General features: G+C 60.1%; 13 protein-coding genes and 2 tRNA genes. 12 read left to right on the plus strand and 3 right to left on the minus strand.

Annotated features, from left to right (window positions below):
- Window positions 1-82: 82 nt before the first annotated feature.
- Window positions 83-1372: an adenylosuccinate synthase gene (locus HLH36_RS14550; RefSeq protein ID WP_182987062.1), complete on the plus strand. Its 1290-nt coding sequence runs from the start codon at window positions 83-85 to the stop codon at window positions 1370-1372.
- A 62-nt stretch (window positions 1373-1434) separates the two neighbouring features.
- Here HLH36_RS14550 and rpoH read toward each other — a convergent pair whose 3' ends face one another.
- Together rpoH and HLH36_RS14560 are read right to left on the minus strand one after the other, a co-directional pair.
- Entirely contained in the window at window positions 1435-2322 is an 888-nt protein-coding gene (gene rpoH, locus HLH36_RS14555; RefSeq protein ID WP_182987063.1) for an RNA polymerase sigma factor RpoH, read from the minus strand.
- Window positions 2323-2572: 250 nt separating this feature from the next.
- Complete coding sequence (locus tag HLH36_RS14560; RefSeq protein ID WP_182987064.1) at window positions 2573-3541, minus strand: RluA family pseudouridine synthase; 969 nt, start codon at window positions 3539-3541, stop codon at window positions 2573-2575.
- Between the two features lie 66 nt (window positions 3542-3607).
- Here HLH36_RS14560 and HLH36_RS14565 point away from each other — a divergent pair, with 66 nt between their 5' ends.
- The 9 genes from HLH36_RS14565 to HLH36_RS14605 all read left to right on the plus strand — a co-directional run bounded on the left by HLH36_RS14565 (window position 3608) and on the right by HLH36_RS14605 (window position 18133).
- Window positions 3608-4003: a hypothetical protein gene (locus HLH36_RS14565; RefSeq protein ID WP_182987065.1), complete on the plus strand. Its 396-nt coding sequence runs from the start codon at window positions 3608-3610 to the stop codon at window positions 4001-4003.
- 107 nt (window positions 4004-4110) lie between these two features.
- Window positions 4111-4186, plus strand: a tRNA-Glu gene (locus tag HLH36_RS14570).
- A gap of 105 nt (window positions 4187-4291) precedes the next feature.
- The gene (locus tag HLH36_RS14575) at window positions 4292-5422 is read left to right on the plus strand and encodes an acyltransferase family protein (protein WP_182987066.1); all 1131 of its coding nucleotides are present in this window, start codon (window positions 4292-4294) and stop codon (window positions 5420-5422) included.
- Window positions 5423-5602: 180 nt separating this feature from the next.
- Window positions 5603-6673, plus strand: a complete 1071-nt coding sequence (locus HLH36_RS14580) for a glycosyl hydrolase family 8 (RefSeq protein ID WP_182987067.1) — start codon at window positions 5603-5605, stop codon at window positions 6671-6673.
- A 1116-nt stretch (window positions 6674-7789) separates the two neighbouring features.
- The gene (gene bcsQ / locus HLH36_RS14585; RefSeq protein WP_182987068.1) at window positions 7790-8542 is read left to right on the plus strand and encodes a cellulose biosynthesis protein BcsQ; all 753 of its coding nucleotides are present in this window, start codon (window positions 7790-7792) and stop codon (window positions 8540-8542) included.
- A gap of 5 nt (window positions 8543-8547) precedes the next feature.
- Window positions 8548-13188 carry a UDP-forming cellulose synthase catalytic subunit gene (bcsA, locus tag HLH36_RS14590; RefSeq protein WP_182987069.1) on the plus strand — a complete coding sequence of 1547 codons (4641 nt, stop codon included), beginning with the start codon at window positions 8548-8550 and terminating at the stop codon, window positions 13186-13188.
- A 167-nt stretch (window positions 13189-13355) separates the two neighbouring features.
- A complete protein-coding gene (locus HLH36_RS14595; RefSeq protein ID WP_182987070.1) occupies window positions 13356-16958 on the plus strand; it encodes a cellulose synthase subunit BcsC-related outer membrane protein in 3603 nt (1200 codons plus the stop codon).
- Window positions 16955-17386, plus strand: a complete 432-nt coding sequence (gene bcsD, locus HLH36_RS14600) for a cellulose biosynthesis protein BcsD (protein WP_182987071.1) — start codon at window positions 16955-16957, stop codon at window positions 17384-17386. Before HLH36_RS14595 ends, bcsD begins: the two co-directional genes overlap by 4 nt.
- A 99-nt stretch (window positions 17387-17485) precedes the next feature.
- Entirely contained in the window at window positions 17486-18133 is a 648-nt protein-coding gene (locus HLH36_RS14605) for an SGNH/GDSL hydrolase family protein (protein WP_182987072.1), read from the plus strand.
- Window positions 18134-18726: 593 nt separating this feature from the next.
- Here HLH36_RS14605 and HLH36_RS14610 read toward each other — a convergent pair.
- Window positions 18727-18800, minus strand: a tRNA-Cys gene (locus HLH36_RS14610).
- A gap of 177 nt (window positions 18801-18977) precedes the next feature.
- On the opposite strand from HLH36_RS14610, the gene HLH36_RS14615 reads away from it, so the two are divergent.
- Together HLH36_RS14615 and HLH36_RS14620 are read left to right on the plus strand one after the other, a co-directional pair.
- Window positions 18978-19658 (plus strand): protein-L-isoaspartate O-methyltransferase family protein, encoded by a 681-nt coding sequence (locus HLH36_RS14615; RefSeq protein ID WP_182987073.1) that lies wholly within the window; start codon window positions 18978-18980, stop codon window positions 19656-19658.
- Window positions 19659-19735: 77 nt separating this feature from the next.
- The gene (locus tag HLH36_RS14620; protein ID WP_182987074.1) at window positions 19736-21169 is read left to right on the plus strand and encodes a TolC family outer membrane protein; all 1434 of its coding nucleotides are present in this window, start codon (window positions 19736-19738) and stop codon (window positions 21167-21169) included.
- The last annotated feature ends 54 nt before the right edge of the window (window positions 21170-21223 follow it).

Genomic DNA, 21223 nt, shown 5'->3' on the forward strand with positions numbered 1-21223 from the left:
CTGTTAAGCCGGGCGGCTGGGCGGCCAGTGTCGCCCCTTTTGTGCTGCGTTCCGGCCGGACCGTTTTTCTGAGGAGCTTCTGATGTCCAACGTCACCGTGATCGGCGCCCAGTGGGGTGACGAGGGAAAGGGCAAGATCGTCGACTGGCTTGCCAGCCGCGCGGATATCGTCGTCCGTTTCCAAGGTGGGCACAATGCCGGCCACACGCTGGTGGTCGGTAACCAGACCTACAAGCTGTCGCTGCTGCCTTCCGGCCTGGTCCGTGGCAAGATGGGCGTGATCGGCAATGGCGTCGTCGTCGATCCCGAAGCCCTGCTCAAGGAAATCGACCGCGTGACGGCTCAGGGGCTGGAGGTGACGCCGAAGACCCTGCGCATTGCCGAGAACGTGCCGCTGATCCTGCCGGTGCATGGTGCGATCGACCGCGCCCGCGAAGAAGCCCGTGGTGACCGCAAGATCGGCACCACCGGCCGTGGTATCGGCCCGGCCTACGAGGACAAGGTGGCCCGCCGGGCTATCCGCCTGTGCGATCTGGCCGAGCCCGAAACGCTGGACTGGAAGCTGGACGAGCTGCTGCTGCACCACAACACGCTGCTGGCCGGCCTGGGTGCGCCGACCTTCACCAAGGCGGAGCTGCTGGAGCATATGAACGCGTTGGCCCCGCGCGTGCTGCCGTACATGGACACGGTGTGGGATCTGCTGGACGACGCGCGCCGGGCCGGGCGCCGCATCCTGTTCGAAGGTGCGCAGGCCGTCATGCTGGATGTCGATCACGGGACCTATCCGTTCGTGACCAGCTCCAACACCATCGCGGCCAATGCGGCGACCGGCAGCGGTGTCGGGCCGGGCACCGTCGGGTTCGTGCTGGGCATTGCCAAGGCCTATTCGACCCGCGTGGGCGAGGGGCCGTTCCCCAGCGAACTGCATGACGAGATGGGGCGCACGCTGGGCACGCGTGGGCATGAGTTCGGCACTGTGACGGGGCGTCCGCGCCGTTGCGGCTGGTTCGATGCCGTGCTGGTGCGCCGTGCGGTGCGCGTTGGCGGCATCAACGGCCTGGCGCTGACCAAGCTGGATGTGCTGGACGGGCTGCCCGAGATCAAGGTCTGCGTCGGCTATGAACTGGACGGCAAGGAAATCCGCAGCTTTCCGTCGGCTCCGGCGGCGCAGGCCCGTGTCACGCCGGTCTATGAGGCGATGGAGGGCTGGACCGACAGCACCCGGGGCGCGCGCTCCTGGGCCGACCTGCCGGCGCAGGCGATCAAATATGTCCGTCGGATCGAGGAACTGGTCGAGGCGCCGGTGACGCTGCTCTCCACCAGCCCCGAGCGCGACGACACTATCCTGATGCGCGATCCGTTCGAGGGCTGAGGTCCATATGAAAAGGGCCGGACCTGATGGTCCGGCCCTTTTTCGTTGGGTCGTACGGCCGGTCAGTCGGCCATGCTGGCACCACGATGCGCCTCGACTTCGGCCTTCATCGCGGCCTGGACCTTCTCGAAGGCCCGGACCTCGATCTGCCTTACCCGCTCGCGCGAGATGTTGTAGGTGTGCGACAGATCTTCCAGCGTCGAGGGTTCGTCCTTCAGCCGGCGTTCGGTCAGGATGTGGCGCTCGCGCTCGTTGAGGGTCTTCAGCGCATTGTCCAGCAGGGCCTTGCGACCGCTGAATTCCTCGCTTTCCGCCAGCGTTTCTTCCTGGTTGTCGTGCTCGTCCACCAGCCAGTCCTGCCATTCGCCTTCGCTGTCGGCGCGGAGCGGGGCGTTCAGGCTGTGGTCGGGCGCCGACAGGCGGCGGTTCATGTTGACGACGTCCTGTTCCGGCACGCCCAGCGACTTGGCGATCTGGTTCACCTGTTCGGGTTGCAGGTCGCCGTCGTCGATCGCCTGCATCTGGCCTTTCAGGCGGCGCAGGTTGAAGAACAGTTTCTTCTGGGCGGCGGTGGTGCCCATCTTCACCAGCGACCAGCTATGCAGGATATATTCCTGGATCGCGGCGCGAATCCACCACATCGCATAGGTTGCCAGCCGGAAGCCCCGATCGGGGTCGAAGCGGCGGACCGCCTGCATCATCCCGATATTGCCCTCGCTGATCAATTCGCCCAGCGGCAGGCCATAGCCGCGATATCCCATCGCGATCTTGGCGACCAGCCGCAGGTGCGACGTGACCAGCGCATGCGCGGCCTTGCTGTCGCCCTTGTCCCGCCAGCTCCGCGACAAACGCTGCTCGTCTTCCGGCGAGAGCATCGGAAACTTGCGGATATCCTGGAGGTACCTTGAAAGGTTGGTCTCAGGACCAACATTGAGAACGGAAGAGGCCATTGGTCGGACTCCTTTTCCCTGAGGGAGGCCATGCCCCGCTGATGTCCTAAAGGCACATCTGGTGACAGGGTTGCATGGGCTGCCCATATGACGCGTGGATGGACTTCACGTCCCCGCGGGGCACCCCCTCAGAGGGCTGCGCCGCCACGGGACGTCCATTCCAGCGGTAGCGTCACCCGCTGGACTATTGTTCGAGCCTATCGGTCAGGTCTGGGAGCGTCAAGGAAGCTCCTCGATTATTGCCTTAAAACTAAGCAATCTTTGCCAGAAGCGCCTTGAAATCGTCAGGTGGGGCGGTTTCGAAGAGCATCGCTTCGCCCGTGCCCGGATGGGTGAAGCCCAGCCGCGCGGCATGCAGGGCCTGGCGTGGGAAATCCAGCGCGGCGCGCCGTGCGTCGTCCGGCAGGGTGCGGGCGACGGCGGGGATGCGGCGCAGATAGACCGGATCGCCGACCAGCGGGTGGCCGCCGTGGGAGAAATGCACGCGGATCTGATGCGTGCGGCCGGTCGCCAGCCGACATTCCACCAGGCTGAGGCCACCATGATGGGTGGCGAGGGTGCGGTAATGCGTCAGCGCCGCCTTGCCGCCATGCGTCACCACGGCCATGCGCTTGCGGTCGCGCTTGTCACGGCCGATCGCGCCTTCGAACCCGCCGCTAGCCGGGGTCATCAACCCCCATGCCAGGGCCAGATAGGTGCGGTCGATATCGCGGGTCGCGAAGGCGTCGGACAGGGCTTTGTGGGCCTGTTCGGTCTTGGCGACGACCATGACCCCCGACGTGTCCTTGTCCAGCCGGTGCACGATGCCCGGCCGCCGTTCACCGCCGATTCCCGTCAGGCTGTCGCCGCAATGGGCCAGCAGGGCGTTGACCAGCGTGCCGTCCTCGTTGCCAGGTGCCGGATGGACCACCAGCCCGGCGGGTTTGTCGAGCACGATCAGGTGGGCGTCCTCGTACAGGATGGTGAAGGGAATGCTCTGGGCCTGGGGTGTGGCGGGGATTGCCGGGGGCACCCTGATTTCATAACACAGGCCGGGCCGCACCGGATCGGCGGGCTCGCGCAGGATCTGGCCGTCGCGCAGAACGTGGCCGGCCTCCATCAGGGCCTTGACGCGCGAACGTGACAGCGTATCGAGCGCGTCGGCAAGGAAGCGGTCGGTCCGCTGGCCGGCATGCTCTTCGGTCCCGGTGAGGCGGATGGGGGGCGTGTCGTCGGTCATGCACGGCTCTTAACGGAAATCGCCCGGTCGGAACATCATGCCGGGCCAGGATGGATCAGGACAATCATGAATGGACAGGGCGTGAGGGAGACGGGATCGGCTCCGACGGTCTCCAGGGGGCTGTTGGCGGCCGTGATCGGCATGGGTGTGCTGCTGGCGGCGGGCTCGCTGGTGCTGGTCAGTGTGCTGATCCATCGAATCGCGCATCCGCGGCCGGCGGCGATCGCACGGCCTGCCGCCGAGCCGGTGGTGTTGCCGGCGGGCGATTATGGCGAACTGGTGCTGGGCGAGCCGGCCGGCACGCATGTTACCGGTATGGTTCGGCAGGATGGGGGGCTGCTGGCGGTCGCGCTGGCCGGGGGCGGTCCGGACCGGGTGCTGCTGTGGGACGTCCAGCATCGGCGAATCATCGCGCGCCTTATCCTGAATGCGGCCGCCGGGCAGGGGGCGCCCGCTCCGTAATCGCCTGAAAAGCTTCGATCTTGGAAAAAATGCACCGCAAGCCAATTTTCCTGCATCGGGTGGGTTGCGTCCCCTCTCGTGATGTCATAGAAGCTGCCTCGTCCAACGTCCCGTTCGTCTAGAGGCCTAGGACACCGCCCTTTCACGGCGGTAACACGGGTTCGAATCCCGTACGGGACGCCATTCTCATGGCAAAAAAATAAGATCGGGCTGCTGGCCGGCTCCGGTCCTATTGTTGGATATTTGTAATATCCTTGATAAATATAGTCTCACGCTCATGGTGCGAATGTGCACTTCAGGATACTGCCAGTCTTTTCCGCTCTCTTTCCTGTAGATCGTCGACGGGACGTCGATGGGCTACGTGGGCTGGCTGTTTTGCTGGTGGTCCTGTTTCATGCGGGATGGCTGCGCGGCGGTTTTGTCGGAGTTGACGTTTTTATCGTAATTTCTGGATATTTCATGGGGCGTTCAGCCCTGTTTCAGGTGCCCTTTCGGCCTGTCGATTTTATTTGCCGGCGTGTCTACCGCCTGTTGCCCGCTCTGCTTGGTATGATTGTTGTGGTTTCTGCAGCAATGTTGTGGTGGGTTCTGCCTAGCGATCGTGCTGACATTGCGCTCAATGGCGCTTATGCGCTTGTATATTTGTCAAATATTTTTGCGGCCAGGCATGTTGGGTATTTTGAGGGGCAGAGTATTGCTTACCCGTTCCTGCATACTTGGTCTTTGTCGCTGGAGATGCAGTTTTACACCATTATATTTCTGATGGCGCTTTTCCTGCCATATGTAAGGCATCGTGGCTGGGCAATCGTGGGTATTTTTATTCTGTCCCTCATTTTTGATGTGGCTGAGCATCTGCATGGGGGCGGAACGGCATATTATAATATTTTCGACCGGATGTGGCAGTTCCTGCTTGGAACGATGATCTGGCTTTTGCCGCCGTTGCGTTTGTCTTCCCTTGTCGCAAATCTGGTCGCTGCCGCGGCTTGCCTGACGATCGTTCTGGCGGGGATATTCTATTCCATCAGCTTTGCTTGCCCATCTCCTCTGTCGATATTGCCCTGTGTGGCGACTGCGGCGTTAATCGTCATGCCTCAGACCTTGGTCTCGCGTCATGCCTTGCCAATTCTATCTCCGCTCGGTGTGATGTCCTATTCCGTCTATCTATGGCATTGGCCGGTTATTGTTTTGGCTAATTATGTAACGGCTTTTTATGTGCATGGATGGGTGATGGCCGGTGTGCTGATCCTGTCGCTGGTTGCAAGTTTTTTCAGTTATGTCTGTATCGAGCGTGTAGGGCTGGTATATGAGAAGCGCGCCTCTCCCGAAACGAGGCTGCGTAAGCTCGTAATGTTGGTGGGAAAGAGTGTGCTTATTGCTTTTGGACTGTTCATCGTATCGGCGGTTTCACGTATTCGGTGAGATCGTTTGGCCGCTGGCGGTGTTTTTTATCATTATTTGAATGGTGTGCAGGCGGCCCGGGCGCGCGGGAAATTTTCTTTTATGGCATGGACTGTAAAATCTCTTTCAGGGTTGGGTAGGCATTGCCGAGGTTTGTATATAGCTTAACCGTGTCATTCTGCGATTATATGGCCTCAAAACATGACCCTTTCCCTCGCCCGGCGCCGCTTGTTTCAGACGATTGCCGGTGGGCTGAGTCTTCCTCTCGGCAGTGCGGGCCGGGCAGCGACGCCGGATGACTGGTCGTTGTATTGTCAGCGCTTTGTTGCATCGGACGGCCGGGTTACTGACAATGGCAATGGTATGCAGTCCCACAGCGAAGGGCAGGGATATGGACTGCTGTTCGCTCAGGCCTTTGACGACCGTGCCACTTTCGACCGTATGTTCGTGTGGACTGAGCAGACTTTGAAGCGTCCGGATGATGCGTTGCATGCATGGCATTATCTGCCTGATGCTTCGCCTCATGTTCCGGACCAGAACAATGCCACGGATGGTGATCTGCTGATCGCCCTGGCACTGGTGTTGGCGGGCCGGCGTTGGGGGCGTTCCGACCTGATCGAATCCGCTCGAGCGATCTATGCTGCGCTGCGGGCGCAGGTCGTGGTCACGGTCGGGCATCGCATGCTGCTTCTGCCCGGGCTTTATGGATTTTCGTCGTCGAATCATGTGGTTATAAACCCTTCTTATTATATCATGCCCTCGTTGATGGCTGCGTCGGATCTGGATGATCATGATATCTGGCAGCGGGTTATCCATGATGGGCTGGATCTGCTTCGGCAGGGGCGGTTTGGGCGCTGGAACCTGCCGCCGGATTGGATGCAGGTGACGAATGAAGTCGTCACGATTGCCCGCGGTCATCCGGCGCGTTTCTCCTATGATGCAGTGCGTGTGCCGCTTTATTTGCAATGGGCCGGATTATTGGACGCGGATTTAAGAAGCGGGTTTATGCGCTACTGGAATGCCTGGGGGGTGGGGGGAATGCCGGCCTGGGTGGATCTGCGTAGTGGTATGACTGCGCCCTATAATGCGCCACCAGGTTTCTATGCGGTTGGAATCGCTAGTGGTCTTTTGGATATGCCCGGTGCCGGAAATGTGCCTTTCCCTGCCTTGGCTGCGAGTTCGAACTACTATTCGGCTTCGCTGACGCTGTTATCTTCGCTGATTTTGGGCGGCTTGGCATATGGTGTCGTTCAGCAGAAGGGCGCGTTCTGAGGGGGTGTCGGGAAATGCGGATCGCCGCCTGCGCGCATTTGCAAACAGGCTCTGAGCGATTTTCAGCGACGGGTATTCAAAATCTGTGATCGTTATGAGGGTAGGGTCAAGCGAGGGTCAAGCGCGGTTTACCTTTCTCACATGGCGTATTCTCTGGTTGTTCTGAAATATTTTGTAGCAGACCGAGGTGATCCGGGCGGACAGCCTGTCGGCTGAAGCATGCGGGCATTCAGCTTTCTCGGGTACGGTTGCCAATCTTCGTGCCATGCTGGCGAACAATTTTTTTGTTGCATTCAAAACGGATAATTTTTTTGCGTTTTCTGTGAAGCGTCTGCTTCGGCTTTATTGTCTAATTCTTTCTTTTTTGATGAATTTTGGTGCACGCCATTTGATTTTCTTGGTATAGAAAAGTCTTGATCGGCGACGTGACGAAATTTCATAAGCATGAGATAGTCGGGTTTGCCCCATTGTAGCGAAGCTGGGAGAGGGTGGGATGACTAGTGACGCAGGGCCTGAATTCCCTCTGATTGCCGATGCCATGCCCAAGGTTCGGGAGGGGCATAGGGATGACGGTGTCGATATTCCCGGGTTGCGGGCCGCAGTCGATTCACCGGGGCTGCCATATTGGTCGTTTGATAATATGGATCGGATTCCCGGCCGTTCGATGGCCTCCGGTGTGACTGACAAGGTTGTGTCGGAAGAGCAAGGCGCGCCCATGGCCTTTTCCCCGGCCAGCCGTGTTGCCGTCGATGGTCTTTCCGGACGGTCCGCGCCTCGGCCATCTTCCGCGCCATTCTCGTTGTTTGGCGGCGCTTTCACGACGCCTTCGCCCTCTGCTGCGCCGATGGACTCAGGTAAAGTGCCTTCGGCCGCCCGGCAGGAATCTGGTGATGATTTTGCAGCCTTTCGTGCGGCCCCGCAGGTGGGTATAGCGTCTGTTCCCATGTCGGCATCGGAGGCGCGTCGTATGCGATTGGCCGACATGTTTAGGGTGCTTGGCGGCGTAGCCACGGGCCGTCAGGCAGGATCGGGCCTGCATGGTATATTCCGCTGACAGATAATTCCGGGACAGATAGATTTTTTCATGATCGGCCATGCTGTGACTGACGCCTTTCGATGCCCCTGATCTGTTGCGTTTCGCCGAAGGGCGGCGTGGGTAAAAGCACGATAGCTGCCAATCTGGCGGTTAATTTGGCTCGTCTGCGCTCCCATCGCATCATCGCGGTGGATTTGGATCCCCAGAATATGCTCCGGCTTCATTTGGGTGTGCCGCTGGGAGAGGGGCGGGGTTTCATGCAGATGCTGCGTCAGCCGCAATTGTGGCAGCATGCTCTGCAGGACACGGCAGAGGGCGTCATGGTGCTGCCATACGGCACAATGGATATGGCGACTTCGCTTCATGCCTCGGCGGAACTGGAGAATTTTCCGGAGCTGTTGGCCGAGCCCCTGCGCCAGATCGCAGCCGATCCTCACGCTCTGGTTATTGTTGATACGGAACCGGGCCCTTCTGCTGCATTGCGGGCGCTTCTTCCGCGCATTGACCTGCTGTTGACGGTGCTGGCGGCGGACGCGGCTTCGATGGCGTTATTTACAGACATCGAGTCCGGCAGAGCCTACGGGCTGGGGCACGGTGGGCGCCAATGTTTTGTTATCAACCAATTCGATCCGATGACCCGCCTGGGGCCGACGATCGTGCGCAATCTAAGTGCACAGATGGGTAACCGGCTGGTGGGGGTGGTACATCGGGATGAGCATGTCGGCGAGGCGCTGGCTGCACAGAAGTCACTGGCCGCTTATGCCCCGCGGTCGCAGGCCAATCATGATCTGACCTTGATCTCGCATCGTCTGACCGCCCTGGTGAGGAGTTGATAAGCATGGTGAGCGGCATTCTTTCGGGTGCTCGCGCGCGGATGGATGCGATCGGCCGGGCCTGTCAACCTGTCATAGAAGGACGATATAGCCACGCCATTCTTGGTAGCTTCGTGGTGCTGGGCGGGGCTTGTCTGGCAATGGCCAGCATGGCACTGCTGTCCGACGACGCGCAATTGATTGTCGCGGTGGCGGGCATTGCGTTGTTCTTCTTGGTCAGTCGTTTTCCGGGCCGCGAGGCGACGCTGTTTTTGCAGGTCATGTCGCTCGTCGTCTCCGCGCGCTATCTAACATGGAGACTGACGGAAACGCTCGCATTCAGTTCTCTGTTCCAGATGATTCTGGTTCTGACTCTGTGCGGCGCGGAACTTTACGCTCTGATGATGCTGCTGCTCAGTTATTTCCAGACGATACGGCCGCTCAACCGCAAGCCGGTACCGATGCCTGCCGATTTGGCATGCTGGCCCATAGTCGATGTCTATGTTCCGACATATAATGAGGATCTGGATATCGTCCGTGCTACCGTGCTGGCCTGTATAGGAATGGATTGGCCGGCGGGAAAATTGAACGTGTACATCCTGGATGATGGACATCGTGACAATTTTCTTGAATTCGCGCGCGAGGTCGGGGTCGGCTATATTTCCCGACCTAATAATATACATGCCAAGGCCGGCAACCTGAATTATGCGATGACGCAAACAAGTGGTGAATATATTGCCATCTTCGATTGCGACCATATACCTGTGCGGGCGTTTCTGCAGGCGACGATAGGATGGTTTATAGTCGATCCGACCCTGGCCATGATGCAGACGCCGCATCATTTCTATTCTCCGGATCCTTTCCAGCGGAATCTCGCCAACGGACAGAACGTGCCGCCTGAAGGCAATATGTTTTACGGCTTGCTGCAAAATGGAAATGATTTTTGGAACGCGACCTTTTTTTGTGGATCTTGTGCCGTGCTGCGGCGCACCGCATTGGAGCAGATTGGCGGGATCGCGACTGAAACGGTAACCGAGGATTGCCATACGGCGCTGAAACTACAGCGCCGGGGATGGTCCACGGCATTTCTGGCCATGCCACTTGCCGCGGGTCTGGCAACCGAACGGCTCATTCTGCATATCGGCCAGCGCATGCGGTGGGCGCGTGGAATGTTGCAGATTCTGCGGCTGGATAATCCGCTGTTCGGACCCGGTCTGAAGGTTGCTCAGCGGCTATGTTATTTTTCTGCCATGGCGGGATTTCTGTTCGCTATTCCGCGTCTGATCTTTCTGGTCTCCCCACTCGCCTATTTGCTGTTCAACCAGACCCTGATCGCGGCATCACCCGAGGCGCTGCTGGCCTATGCCTTTCCGCATTTTTTTCATTCGATCGGGACGTCGGCGCGCGTGCAAAAGAACTGGCGCTATTCGTTCTGGAACGAGATTTACGAAACGGTGCTTGCGCTCTTTCTTGTGCGAGTGACCATTATTACCTTGCTGTTTCCCAAGCACGGTAAGTTCAATGTGACCGAGAAGGGTGGAACGCTCCAGAGTGCATATACGGATTGGCGGGCTCTTTACCCGAATATTCTCCTTTGCGCGGCCTTGGTAGCAGGTCTGGCATGGGGACTGCTGCGCTTGGTCCTGATGCATAATGACATCATAACATTCAATGCATTGTGGATGAACGAACTGTGGATTTCAGTCAGCACGATAACCGTGCTTGCTGCTATCACCGTGGGGCATGAGACGCGCCAGTTACGCCGCAACGCGCGCATTCATGCCGTACTCCCCGTGACGATAGGCCGTGATGACGGGCGGCTTGTCAGAGGGATGACGGTTGATCTCTCGCGCGGAGGATGCCGAGTGTATCTGGATCCTGCGGATGTGAAGTCGTTTAGAACTGGTGCAGAAATAAAAGTGCACGTCGAATTACATGAGGGGCCTATTCCTGCCCGGGTTGCGACAGTGCACGACGGAGTGATGAGCTTGGAATGGCAACCCGCTACGCTTCGTGATGAAGCACGGAGCATCCGCTTCGCCTTCGGACGTGCCGATGCATGGGTTAACTGGTCCGACTATCCCCCCGACCGTCCGCTCCGCAGTCTGTGGCTTGCGGTCAGTTCCATTCGCAACCTGAGGGTTCGACGTGACAAGCCGGCGAGCGCCCAGCGCCATAGGGAGGCGATCGCGGCGCGGCTGCGCGCCAGCCAAGCCGTGGGCAGAAATGAGCGGCGCGCCGTAAGCCTGAGACCGCGTAAGACTAACATTACGATGATCGGCTTGCTCGCCCTGGGTTTAAGCATCAGCGGGGCTCAGGCTCAGACTTCTCCTCCGTCTTCGGACGTGCCTGCGACGGGAGGTGGGGACGACACGCTGCCCTTGCCGAATGCGGGAGAGCATGCCGCAAATCCTTCGGTTGGTGGGGCTCCGCTGATCATGGGTATCCCCAGACCGACAGCCACAGCATCCACTGCCGTCGGAAATGTAGAACTTCCCGGCACGTCTACGCGGACATGGACCTTGCAGGAACTGGGCGCTCCCGCATCCCTGCGCATGACGCCTTTTGCCTCGATCCAGGGCCTCGATTTCGACCTGCCGCACAGCCAGCTTGTGACCGACGCTCATGTCACGTTCAGCGGTGCTTTGTCGCCTTCCTTGCTGCCGCAGAGCAGCAGTATTACGATCCGACTAAATGATCAGTATGTTGGAACGATTCCTGTCAATCGCGATCATCCGGAATTCGGGCCGCTGACTTTTGCGGTTAATCCGGCCTTTTTCATGGGCAAGAATACGCTCAACTTTACCTTTGCAGGCCAGTATTCGGAAACGTGCGGTAACGAAATCAGCCCTGCTCTATGGGGTGAGATTTCGGGGCAGTCTACCATCAGCATTACGACAGCTCCTTTGCCCGCGCGGCGCATCCTGTCCGCTCTGCCTGCGCCGTTTCTCGATACGGCGATGAACGAGCGCGCCGTTGTTCCTATCATCATGCCCGCAAAGCTCGATACGTCGTCGCAGCAGGACATTGCGGTGTTGAAAGCGGCATCCGTGGTTTCGTCCTGGTTCGGCAGGATCGTGGACTTCCATCATGTCACCTTTCCGGTTTCGGAGGAGGTTCCGCTGGGGGGAAATGCGGTGGCGATCGGTGTGCTCAACCGCCTGCCGCCCGTAATAGCCAAAGCCGTAAATGTTGTTGGCCCCACGGTGGCGGAAATTGCCAATCCGAGCGACCCGTTCGGTACAATCCTGGTGGTGAGCGGAAGGAATGAAGCAGAACTGCTGACCGCGGCGCGCGGGCTTGCCTTCATGTCCAACACATTTGGCGATATATCGAGCCTGACGGTTGCCCCTGTCACCTTGTCGCATCGGAAACCATACGACGCGCCAGCTTTCCTGCCGACTGATCGGTTGGTCCGGTTTGGCGAGCTGGTCAACTTTGGCAACCTGCAGGGCCATGGTTATGTTCCGGGCACGCTGGCGATACCTTTCCGGATCTCCCCGGATCTCTATACATGGCGCGGCAGATCCTTCGAGGCCGATTTCCAGATTCGGACGCCGCTGGGCAGCATAATCGACATGGCCCAGTCCCGAGTGGATGTAAGCCTGAACGACGTTTATCTGCGCAGCTATTCCTGGGCTTTGCCGGATCGTCTGCCGAGCTGGATCAGCCGGTTTCTGCCACATGCTTCACAGATCCATAAGGATAAGGTGAACCTGCCACTGTGGAGCGTTTATGGCCAGAATCAGTTGAAGTTCTATTTTGACGGACGCCCGTTGGCGCGGCGGGACTGCAGTGCGATTCCGCAAGATCTGACCGTTGGAATCGATCCGGATTCAACTCTGGATTTCCGGCGGGCCTATCATTTGGCGACGATGCCCAATCTGGCCTATTTCGCGAATAGTGGCTTTCCCTTTACCCGCATGGCCGATCTATCGCAGACAGCGATCGTATTGCCTTCCCGGCCTGGGACCGCATTCCTGACCGCCTATCTGGACTTGATGGGCATGTTCGGTTCCTTCACCTGGTATCCGACCGAAGGGATAACGATCGTGGGACCAAATGGCCTGGAGGCGGTGCAGGATGACGATCTGATCGTCATGGCTACGCTGCCAGGCAGCGATATGGTGTCATCCATTTTGGCGGGTACACCATATCGGCTCGAAAATGGCCAGCTACGCCTTGCGGAACATTCACTCCTGGACGGCATTCGCTATGCTTTTCCCGAAAGTAAATCGTCCCAGCCCGATACGGCGGCGCTGGAGGGGTCAGCATCATTGGGCGGAGGTGGCGCGCTGATCGGTGCCCAGTCGCCCTTTGCGGCCAATCGGTCTGTCGTAATGATGCTAGGTGGTACGCCGCAAGGGTTGGAGGACCTGATTCATACGATACAGGATACCACCCTGCAAAAAGGGGTGCAGGGCGACCTTACCGTCGTCAACGGGCAAAAGATCATCGCTTCACGCAGTGGCAAGACCTACACGATCGGTTCATTGCCCTGGTGGCTATGGTCCGACTGGTTCCTGCGCGAGCACCCTTTGCGCGTGATCTTTCTCTCTATCGCGGGTTCGCTGGTCGTCGGTCTGTCACTGCATAAGGGATTATCGTTGCGCGCGGCGCGGCGGCAGGCCTATCTGGATGCAAGTGGCAGCGGGAAGAATGCATGACGGTTAGCGGTCGTCTAACTGTTCGCCTGGGGCTGCTGCTGATAGGCGGCGGGACGGTTGTGTCCGTGCCGGTTCACGCCCAGGTTCAGAATGCGGGGCAAGGGGGCGGGCTCCCGCCGCCGCCGGCCGCAAGCTCGGCCGCGGCAGGTGCTTCGGCCGGGTCGTTGGTGTCGTTGCTGATCCAGCGGGCGCAATATTGGTATGATCAGGGGCGTTACGGCAACGCGCAGGATGCGCTGAGCCAGGTCAAGCAAATCGCCCCCAATGATCCTCGCGTTATGGCGTTGACCGGCCAGTGGGCTCTACGGCAGGGGGACATTGGCGGGGCGCAGCGCGTCGCGGCTTCCCTTCGGATATTGGCTCCGGACGCGCCCGAAACCATACGGCTCGATCAGGCGCTCCATTTGCAAGATACGTCGCAGGGTGAATTACCCGCGATCCGTGCCCTGGCACAGGCAGGACGAACGGCTGCGGCTGCGGCTGGCTACCGGCGCCTGTTTCCTAACGGGCCGCCTCCGCAATATGCCGTGGAATATTATCAGACCCTCGCTGGAGCCGTGGGGTATCGTGATCGGGGGCGCGAGGGGCTTCGTGCGCTGGTTGCGGCCAACCCGAACGATATGGCTGCCCAACTCGCCTATGCGCAGGCTTTGACATGGCTCCCCGCCACCCGTCAGGACGGGCTGGCGCGCTTAACGAAGCTGGCATCGATATCCAGTCTCTCCGCGGATGATCTCGCGGCCGTGCGGCGAGACTGGCGGGAGGCGTTGCATTGGCTGCCCGAGGTGCCGGAAAGCACCCCTTATTTCGATGCTTGGCTGAAGGTGAATCCCAGCGATAATGAAATCAGCCGTCTGCGGCAGCGGGCATCGGCTGCCGAATCCGAACATGCGGTGCTGGAGCGCACTCAAGCCTATCAGGACCTGTCCGCCAGTGAAATCACGGACGCCGACAAGCATTTCAGCAATGCTCTAGCTCAGGCGCCGAACGATGCTGATGCTTTGGGCGGACTGGGATTGGTGCGTATGCGCCAGGGGCAGATGGCGCAAGCCCGGGATCTACTGGAAAAGGCAATGCAAGCCGATCCCTCTTCGGCGGCAAGGTGGCAAAGCGCGCTGAATGCCACGAAGGTTTCCGGCTCATACGAGCAGGTGCGTCGACTGATGGAGCAGGGGCAGTATGATGCCGCAGGCCGGGCAGTCGACGCTGCCCTGCAAGTCGATCCATCACAAACCATGCTGGTGGCGCTGCGAGGCGAAATCGCACGGCGGCGCGGCCGGACGGCAGAGGCTGAAGCGTCATATCGTCAGGCGATACGCACCGAGCCTGACAACGTGGTGGCGCTGGAAGGTTTATACCAGATCCTGCGCGAATCCGGCCGCACGCAGGAAGCTGATATGCTGATCGCCCGGATACGGCGTCTGTCACCGGCATTCGAACAGCAGATGGCGGGGAACGAGCTGATCGCACAGGCGGAACGGGCGACGACGCTTGACGACCGTATTTCCCTGTTGCGGCAGGGGCTGGAGGACCGGGGGAATGATCCCTGGCTGCGCCTCCGCTTGGCGCAGGCTCTTCTGCAGGCCGACCAGCGGACCGAAGCGCGAGAGGTGATGGCTCCGCTCTTGTCGCCAGGTAGAGCGGCGTCCGTGGCGGAATTGCAGGCTGGGATCTATTTTGCCAACCAGGCGAATGACTTTTCTGCCGTGCGACAATTGCTGCAGCGGCTGCCGCGCGGGAGCCGTACGCCCGATATTCGGCGCATCGCGGACAGGGTTGAGGAACTGCAACTGGTCCAGGACGCGCCACCGAATGCGGAAGAGGCCCGATTGTATTTCATGCAGATCGCGCGCCGCGGCAATGATCCTGATGGCGAGCGAGGCCGGATGATCGCCACTGCTCTGCTGGATCGCGACGATCCAAAAGGAGCGAGCGCTGTCTTGCAGACTTTCATGAACGCAGGTTCGCTGACATTTCGCCAGCGGATTGCCTATGCTGGTTTGTTCATGCGCATGCAGGAACCGGAGCGCGCGCGCCATCTCCTTGAAAGGATAGAAGGTTCCAGCCTGACCTCGGATGACAGCGTTGCGCTGCGGAATATCCAGGCAGGGCTTGCGATCATGACGGCCGATCGCCTGAATGCCGAAGGGCGCCGTGCCGATGCGTATGACGCGTTGGCACCGGCCCTGACGACCGACCAGCCGGATCCGGCGGCGCGCCTGGCGTTGGCGCGCCTCTATCAGTCGGCGAACCAGACGCGTAAGGCGCTGTCGATCGCCCGTGCGGTCATCACGCGATATCCTAACGATCTGGATGCCCGGCTGGCAGTGGTGCGGCTGGCATTGCAGAACGATGGCTTCGCATTGGCTGAAGAGCAGCTTCGCTTCATGACGGAGGAGGCGCCCGCCGATCCGCGTACCTGGCTGGCTTCAGCGACGCTTCATCGTGCGGGCGGTAACTGGACTGCCAGCCTCAGCGACCTTGCCAGAGCCCGTGATCTGAGAATGCAGCAAATCGGCAATCAGGAGCGGGCGGGGGGCGGACACGATGGCGGCGTGTTGATCGACGGCGAGAGTGCCCGGATCAATCCCTTCCGCAACACGGCACAGGCCACGACAGATGGCGGAGTCGGAACGCAGGATCCAATCCTGCGTAACATTGATAGCGATATCGCGAGCACAACGCAGGAATTCGCTCCCTTCGTTGATGCTGGACCGATCTTTCGGGGACGTTCCGGCACGGGCCTGAACCAGTTGACCGAGGGTGATCTGCCGATCACAGGCTCCTTTGCGCTTGGCACAGGGCGGATGTCGCTGAATGTGACGCCGACCGTTCTGGCATCGGGTGTTGGCAGCATGGATTACGTGGAGGGGCTGCGTGAAATCGGGACTGCGGCGCTAACGAAGGAATATGGCGCCGTGGCCAACCGCTTCCACGCTGTGGGCGTGGGAACAAATCTGGCCTATGCATGGAAATGGCTGAAGGTGGACGTTGGATCGTCTCCCCTGGGTTTCCGTGAGACGAATGTACTGGCCGGGGCGGAGGTCAGCCCGCAGATCACTAACCAGCTGCGTATTCGGGTCGCCGCCGACCGGCGGGCAGTGACCGATAGCGTGCTGGCCTATGCTGGCCTGCATGATGGTTTGAAGGGCAGCAATTGGGGAGGGGTGGTCCGCAATCGTTTGAACGGGCAATTGGAATACGGGGATCCGCTGCTCAATTTCTATGTTCGTGGAGGCTTCGCCTATATCCAGGGGCATAACGTCCAAGACAATGAGGAATATGAATCTGGCGCTGGTGGCAGCGTTTCGGTTTTCAAGGATACGACAAACGAGGTTCGGCTGGGCGTGGACCTGACCTGGTTTAAATATAACAACAACCAGTATCTGTTCAGTCTCGGCAATGGTGGATATTTCTCTCCACAGTCTTATTTCGCGCTGCTTGTGCCGGTGCGCTATTCGGGCCACTCCGGAAATTGGCTGTGGAATGTTAATGGTTCGATCGGTTATCAGTCCTATAGTTCGCGTTCCTCGTTGTTCTATCCGACCAGACCGGAGTTGCAGGAGCAGTTGGATATTGCTGATCCGACTGCGGCCGTAGCAGGGGGCGTATCCGATTCCGGTTTGGTCGGCGGTGCGAGCGGTCACCTGTCTTATCAGGTGACGTCGGCGCTGCGCGTTTCCGGTGATTTTCAGTATCAGAAGGCGGGGCCGTGGAACGAGACGACCGCCGGCCTTTCGCTTCATTACTCTCTGCTTGGGACGCCATGATGTTTTCTGACGTGTTATTTCTTCGGACATTTGCGGGTAGTTTCGACGAGCAGGTGGGGGAGGTGGCGCGTGACCGCTTCCTGCGTGTTGTCGGTACCCGGATGGCCGAACGGCTGTTGCTTCCCCCCTGCGCGACGATCGAGGCATTGGAACTTGAGTTGAACGCCGCGTTAGCGCTGATACAGTGGGGCACGGCCTCGCTGCACATGGATCGGGACAGTCGGCGGCTGCTGATCCGTCATGCAGGGCTGCCCAAGGTTGGTGGATTGGGTGCGCCCGCCGGGACCTGGCTTCTGGCGTGCCTTGCCGGGCTATATGAAACGTGGATTGGGCGACAGCCCGATGCAACGCCTGGTTGCGTGATTTCGTGGGATGCCGGTCAGGATTGCAGCGACGGAACTATTGTTCTCGAATATGGAATGGCGTAAAAATAATCCTTCGCAGTACGGTGACGGCTGCGCCATAAGATATGGAAACGGATCGGTGCGCCCACCTTTCTGTCATTGACCTTGTGAAGGAAAGTTTCTTTGGCGCCGCTTCTTCTTGGTTTGACCATTCTGCTGGTTGGCGATAGCCACGTGACGTTTAAAAACACGCTTCTGGCCACGCTTCCGGACGAACTGACGCGCCAGGGGGCCAAGGTCATCAGCTATGGCCTCTGTTCTTCGAAGCCGGAGGACTGGGTGGATGAAAAACCGACCAACACGTGTGGATCCACCATGCGGGTTGGCGTCGAGCCCATTACCCTGTCGATGCAGCCCGGGGATGTGCCGCCCAATATTCCGGCCCTGCTGGAAAAATGGCATCCCAATGCGGTGATCGTCGTCTTTGGCGACGCGATGGCCGGGTATGGGCAGAAGGATATGCCGACCAATTGGATTGACGATCAGGTCCATGCATTGGTCGATCAGGTCGGTTCAACCAACTGCATATGGGTCGGGCCGACTTGGGGGGCGTATAACCCCCGTTACGGCAAGACCGACCAGCGGACGCTTCAATTGGCTGCTCTTTTGAAAAAAGACGTTCAGCCTTGTCATTACATTGATTCGACAACCCTGATGTCTCGCGGGCATGTTGAAACTGAAGACGGTATCCATCTGACAACCACCGAATATCAGAAATGGAGCGCCGCCCTGTCAGCCCAGATCATACCGCTATTAGTTCATAAATCCTGATCCAGCCCCCGCCATGCCACGAGGCCTTGCAGATAGTGCAAGGCCTCGTGGCATTTCGTTGCGATCTGTTGTTCGCACCGGACGGTAATCACTCGGAGTGTCTTCCCTAGGGCGGCCCATTACGTGCTTCACGCGGGCATAAGATAATATTGTATTCTTGATATCCGGGCCAGCCCCGTTGCCTAGGAACGATAACGCGGCGGTGGAGACTATTTCGCCCTCCCATGACACCGGATGGCGACGATCAGTCTATCTGAGGCGTTATCCGAAGTCATATCAAGACTTTAGCGTTTGGCTGCTGAACGTCATGACGATGAACTTGTCGGGTGGAGGTCCCCCCCGTTCGGATTGACCAGCAGAAACAGGCCAAGCGAGTCGCTTAATTTATATGGCTTATCCTTGGGCGCAGCCTTCCGGGCCGCGACGTCCGTCAGCATGGATACCCCCACGCCTGGCTTGATACCCCCATATCTACCCCACCTCTACCTGCGCTTCATGGGGTATCGCGGCGAAAACATCGGAACACCCCGCGTCCCACAGGGGCCGGTTTTCCTCAGTTTCGTCAATACATGCGATCATTGGTGAATATCTGGTGGAGGTCCGGGCGGGAATCGAACCCACATTCGCGGATTTGCAGTCCGCTGCATCACCATTCTGCCACCGGACCCGACATGGTGCGTTGGCTATATCCACGCTCTTGCGGTGTTGGTCAAGCCGTTGTGTGCAGGGAGCCTGCTAGGCAGATGGTGCGCGGGGACATAAAACGGGCTCAGGCTAGGGAAATGCCCCAGGGAACCACCGAAGATGGGGCCCGTGCCGGGGGTTACGTTGCGAAGGGAACGCCATGAACCAGTCCGCGCCTGGAGATGCCATCCTCGATTACGATGCCGCGCGGCAGCGGATGGTGGATGCCCAGATCCGCCCCGTGCAGATCAATGATCCGCGAATCGTTGCCGCCATGCGGGTGCTGCCGCGCGAATCCTGTGTTCCGGCTTCGCTGCGGACCATCGCCTATGCCGACCAGAGCCTGGATCTGGGCCGCGGCCGGGTGCTGACCGAGCCGCGCATCGCCGGCCGCATGGTCCAGATCGCCGAGCCCGTGGCCGGGCAGCGCGCGCTGGTGGTGGGGGCGGGGACCGGATACATCGCGGCCCTGCTGGCGCGTCTGGGCCTGAAGGTCGTGGCGCTGGAGTCGGATTCGGCCCTGAGCGCGATCGGTAAGGCATTCTGCGCTGCCGAGGCGCCGGATGTGGTGTGGCGGGACGGCAAGCTGGCGGCGGGCGCGGCGGGCGATTCGCCGTTCGACCTGATCCTGATCGACGGCGCCGTGCGTGCTGTGCCGCCGGCCCTGGTAGATCAGCTTGCACCGCATGGCAGGATTGTCTGTGTGATCTGGCCCGAAGGTGGCGTGGCGGCGGCCAGCATCGGGGAAGCCTCCGCCACCGGGCTGGCGACGCGGCCGGTGTTCGATGTCGCGCTGCCGCTGCTGCCCGAACTGGAACCGGCGCCGGCCTTTGCGTTCTGAACCCTGACACCGTTTGATATATTCTTTACCTGGAAATGCGATACCCAACCCTGGGTAGCATTTCCGGGGAGAGACGAATGAAGCGCGGGTGCGGAATTGGGGCTGGGATGGCTGCCCTGTTGTGCAGTTCGGCCGCGTGGGCGCAGCGCTATGACGGCAGCGGGTCGCCGACCTTCGTACCCCATACGTTGCAGGAGGCCCTGGCCGCGGCCTACCTGACCAATCCCACCTTGCAGAAGGAGCGCGCGACCCTGCGCGCGACCGACGAGCAGGTGCCCACCGCGCTGGCCGGCTGGCGGCCCACCGTGACCAGCAATGCCGGCATGACCTATTTTTCCGGCGTCAGCACCATGGCCGCGCAGAACGGCTATGCCGGTTACAGCCGCAAATATGATGTTCCCGGCTATACGGCTGGCGTCACGATCTCGCAGCCGCTCTATTCCGGCGGGCGGACCACGGCCAGCACCCATAAGGCAGTCAATGCCGTGATGGCCGAGCGGGCGCAACTGATCGCGACCGAACAGCAGGTCTTCAGCGATGTCGTCAGCGCCTATGTCGGCGTGATCGAGAACGAGCAATTACTGCAGCTCAATATCAACAACGAAAAAGTGCTGCAGGAACAGCTGCGTGCGACCTCGGAGCGATTCCGGGTCGGCGAGATTACGCGGACCGATGTGGCTCAGGCCGAGGCCGCGCTGGCCAGCGCCCGTGCCTCCCGCCAGGAGGCCGAAGGCACGTTGCAGACGGCTCAGGCGACCTATGCCCAGATCGTCGGCATGTCGCCGCCGCCCAATCTGGTGCCGCCGCAGCCGCTGGTGCTGCCGGCGCGTTCGCAGAACGAGGCGATCGCCCAGGCGGTGCAGAACAATCCGAACGTCATCGGTGCCCTGTTTACCGAGGCATCGCAGAAGGACGCGGTGGGCGTGGCCATGGCCGCGATCATGCCCCAGATCTCGGCCGAGGCGAGCTACGAGCACGGGCTCAACCAGAGCAGCGGCCGCTCCCTGATGGACGACAAATATGCGACGGTGAACATCCAGTTCCCGCTCTATCAGGGCGGGTCGGAATATGCCGCCGTGCGGCAGGCGCGCCAGCAGGTATCCGAGGCGCATCGCGCGGTGGATATCGCGCGCCGCGCGGCGATGCAGCTTGCCTCGTCCAACTGGCAGCAACTGGTGGCCTATACGGCGGCGATCAAGAGCAACCGGATCGCCATTGAATCGAACATCGTCGCCCTGGATGGTGTCGAACGCCAGGCGATCGTCGGCACCAGCACGACGTTGGAAGTGTTGCAGCAGCAGCAGACCCTGCTTCAGGCACAGGTGGCGCTGGTGCAGAGCCTGAGCAACCTTGTGACCGCATCCTATGGGGTGGCGGCCGCCATCGGCCGGCTGACGGCGCAGGATCTGAAGCTGGATGTGCCGCGCTATGACGAGACCGCCTATTACAAGGCGGTCAGGGACCGGCTATGGGGGATAAGCGACCAGGCGGAGAACCAGCCGGGGCGCTGATGTCATTCCGGCCTCTGCCGGGCAACGGTGACCAGGGGGCGAAATGGCCAGGAT

It is taken from the genome of Gluconacetobacter aggeris (assembly GCF_014174395.1).
In the GTDB taxonomy this organism is placed as follows: Bacteria; Pseudomonadota; Alphaproteobacteria; order Acetobacterales; family Acetobacteraceae; genus Gluconacetobacter; species Gluconacetobacter aggeris.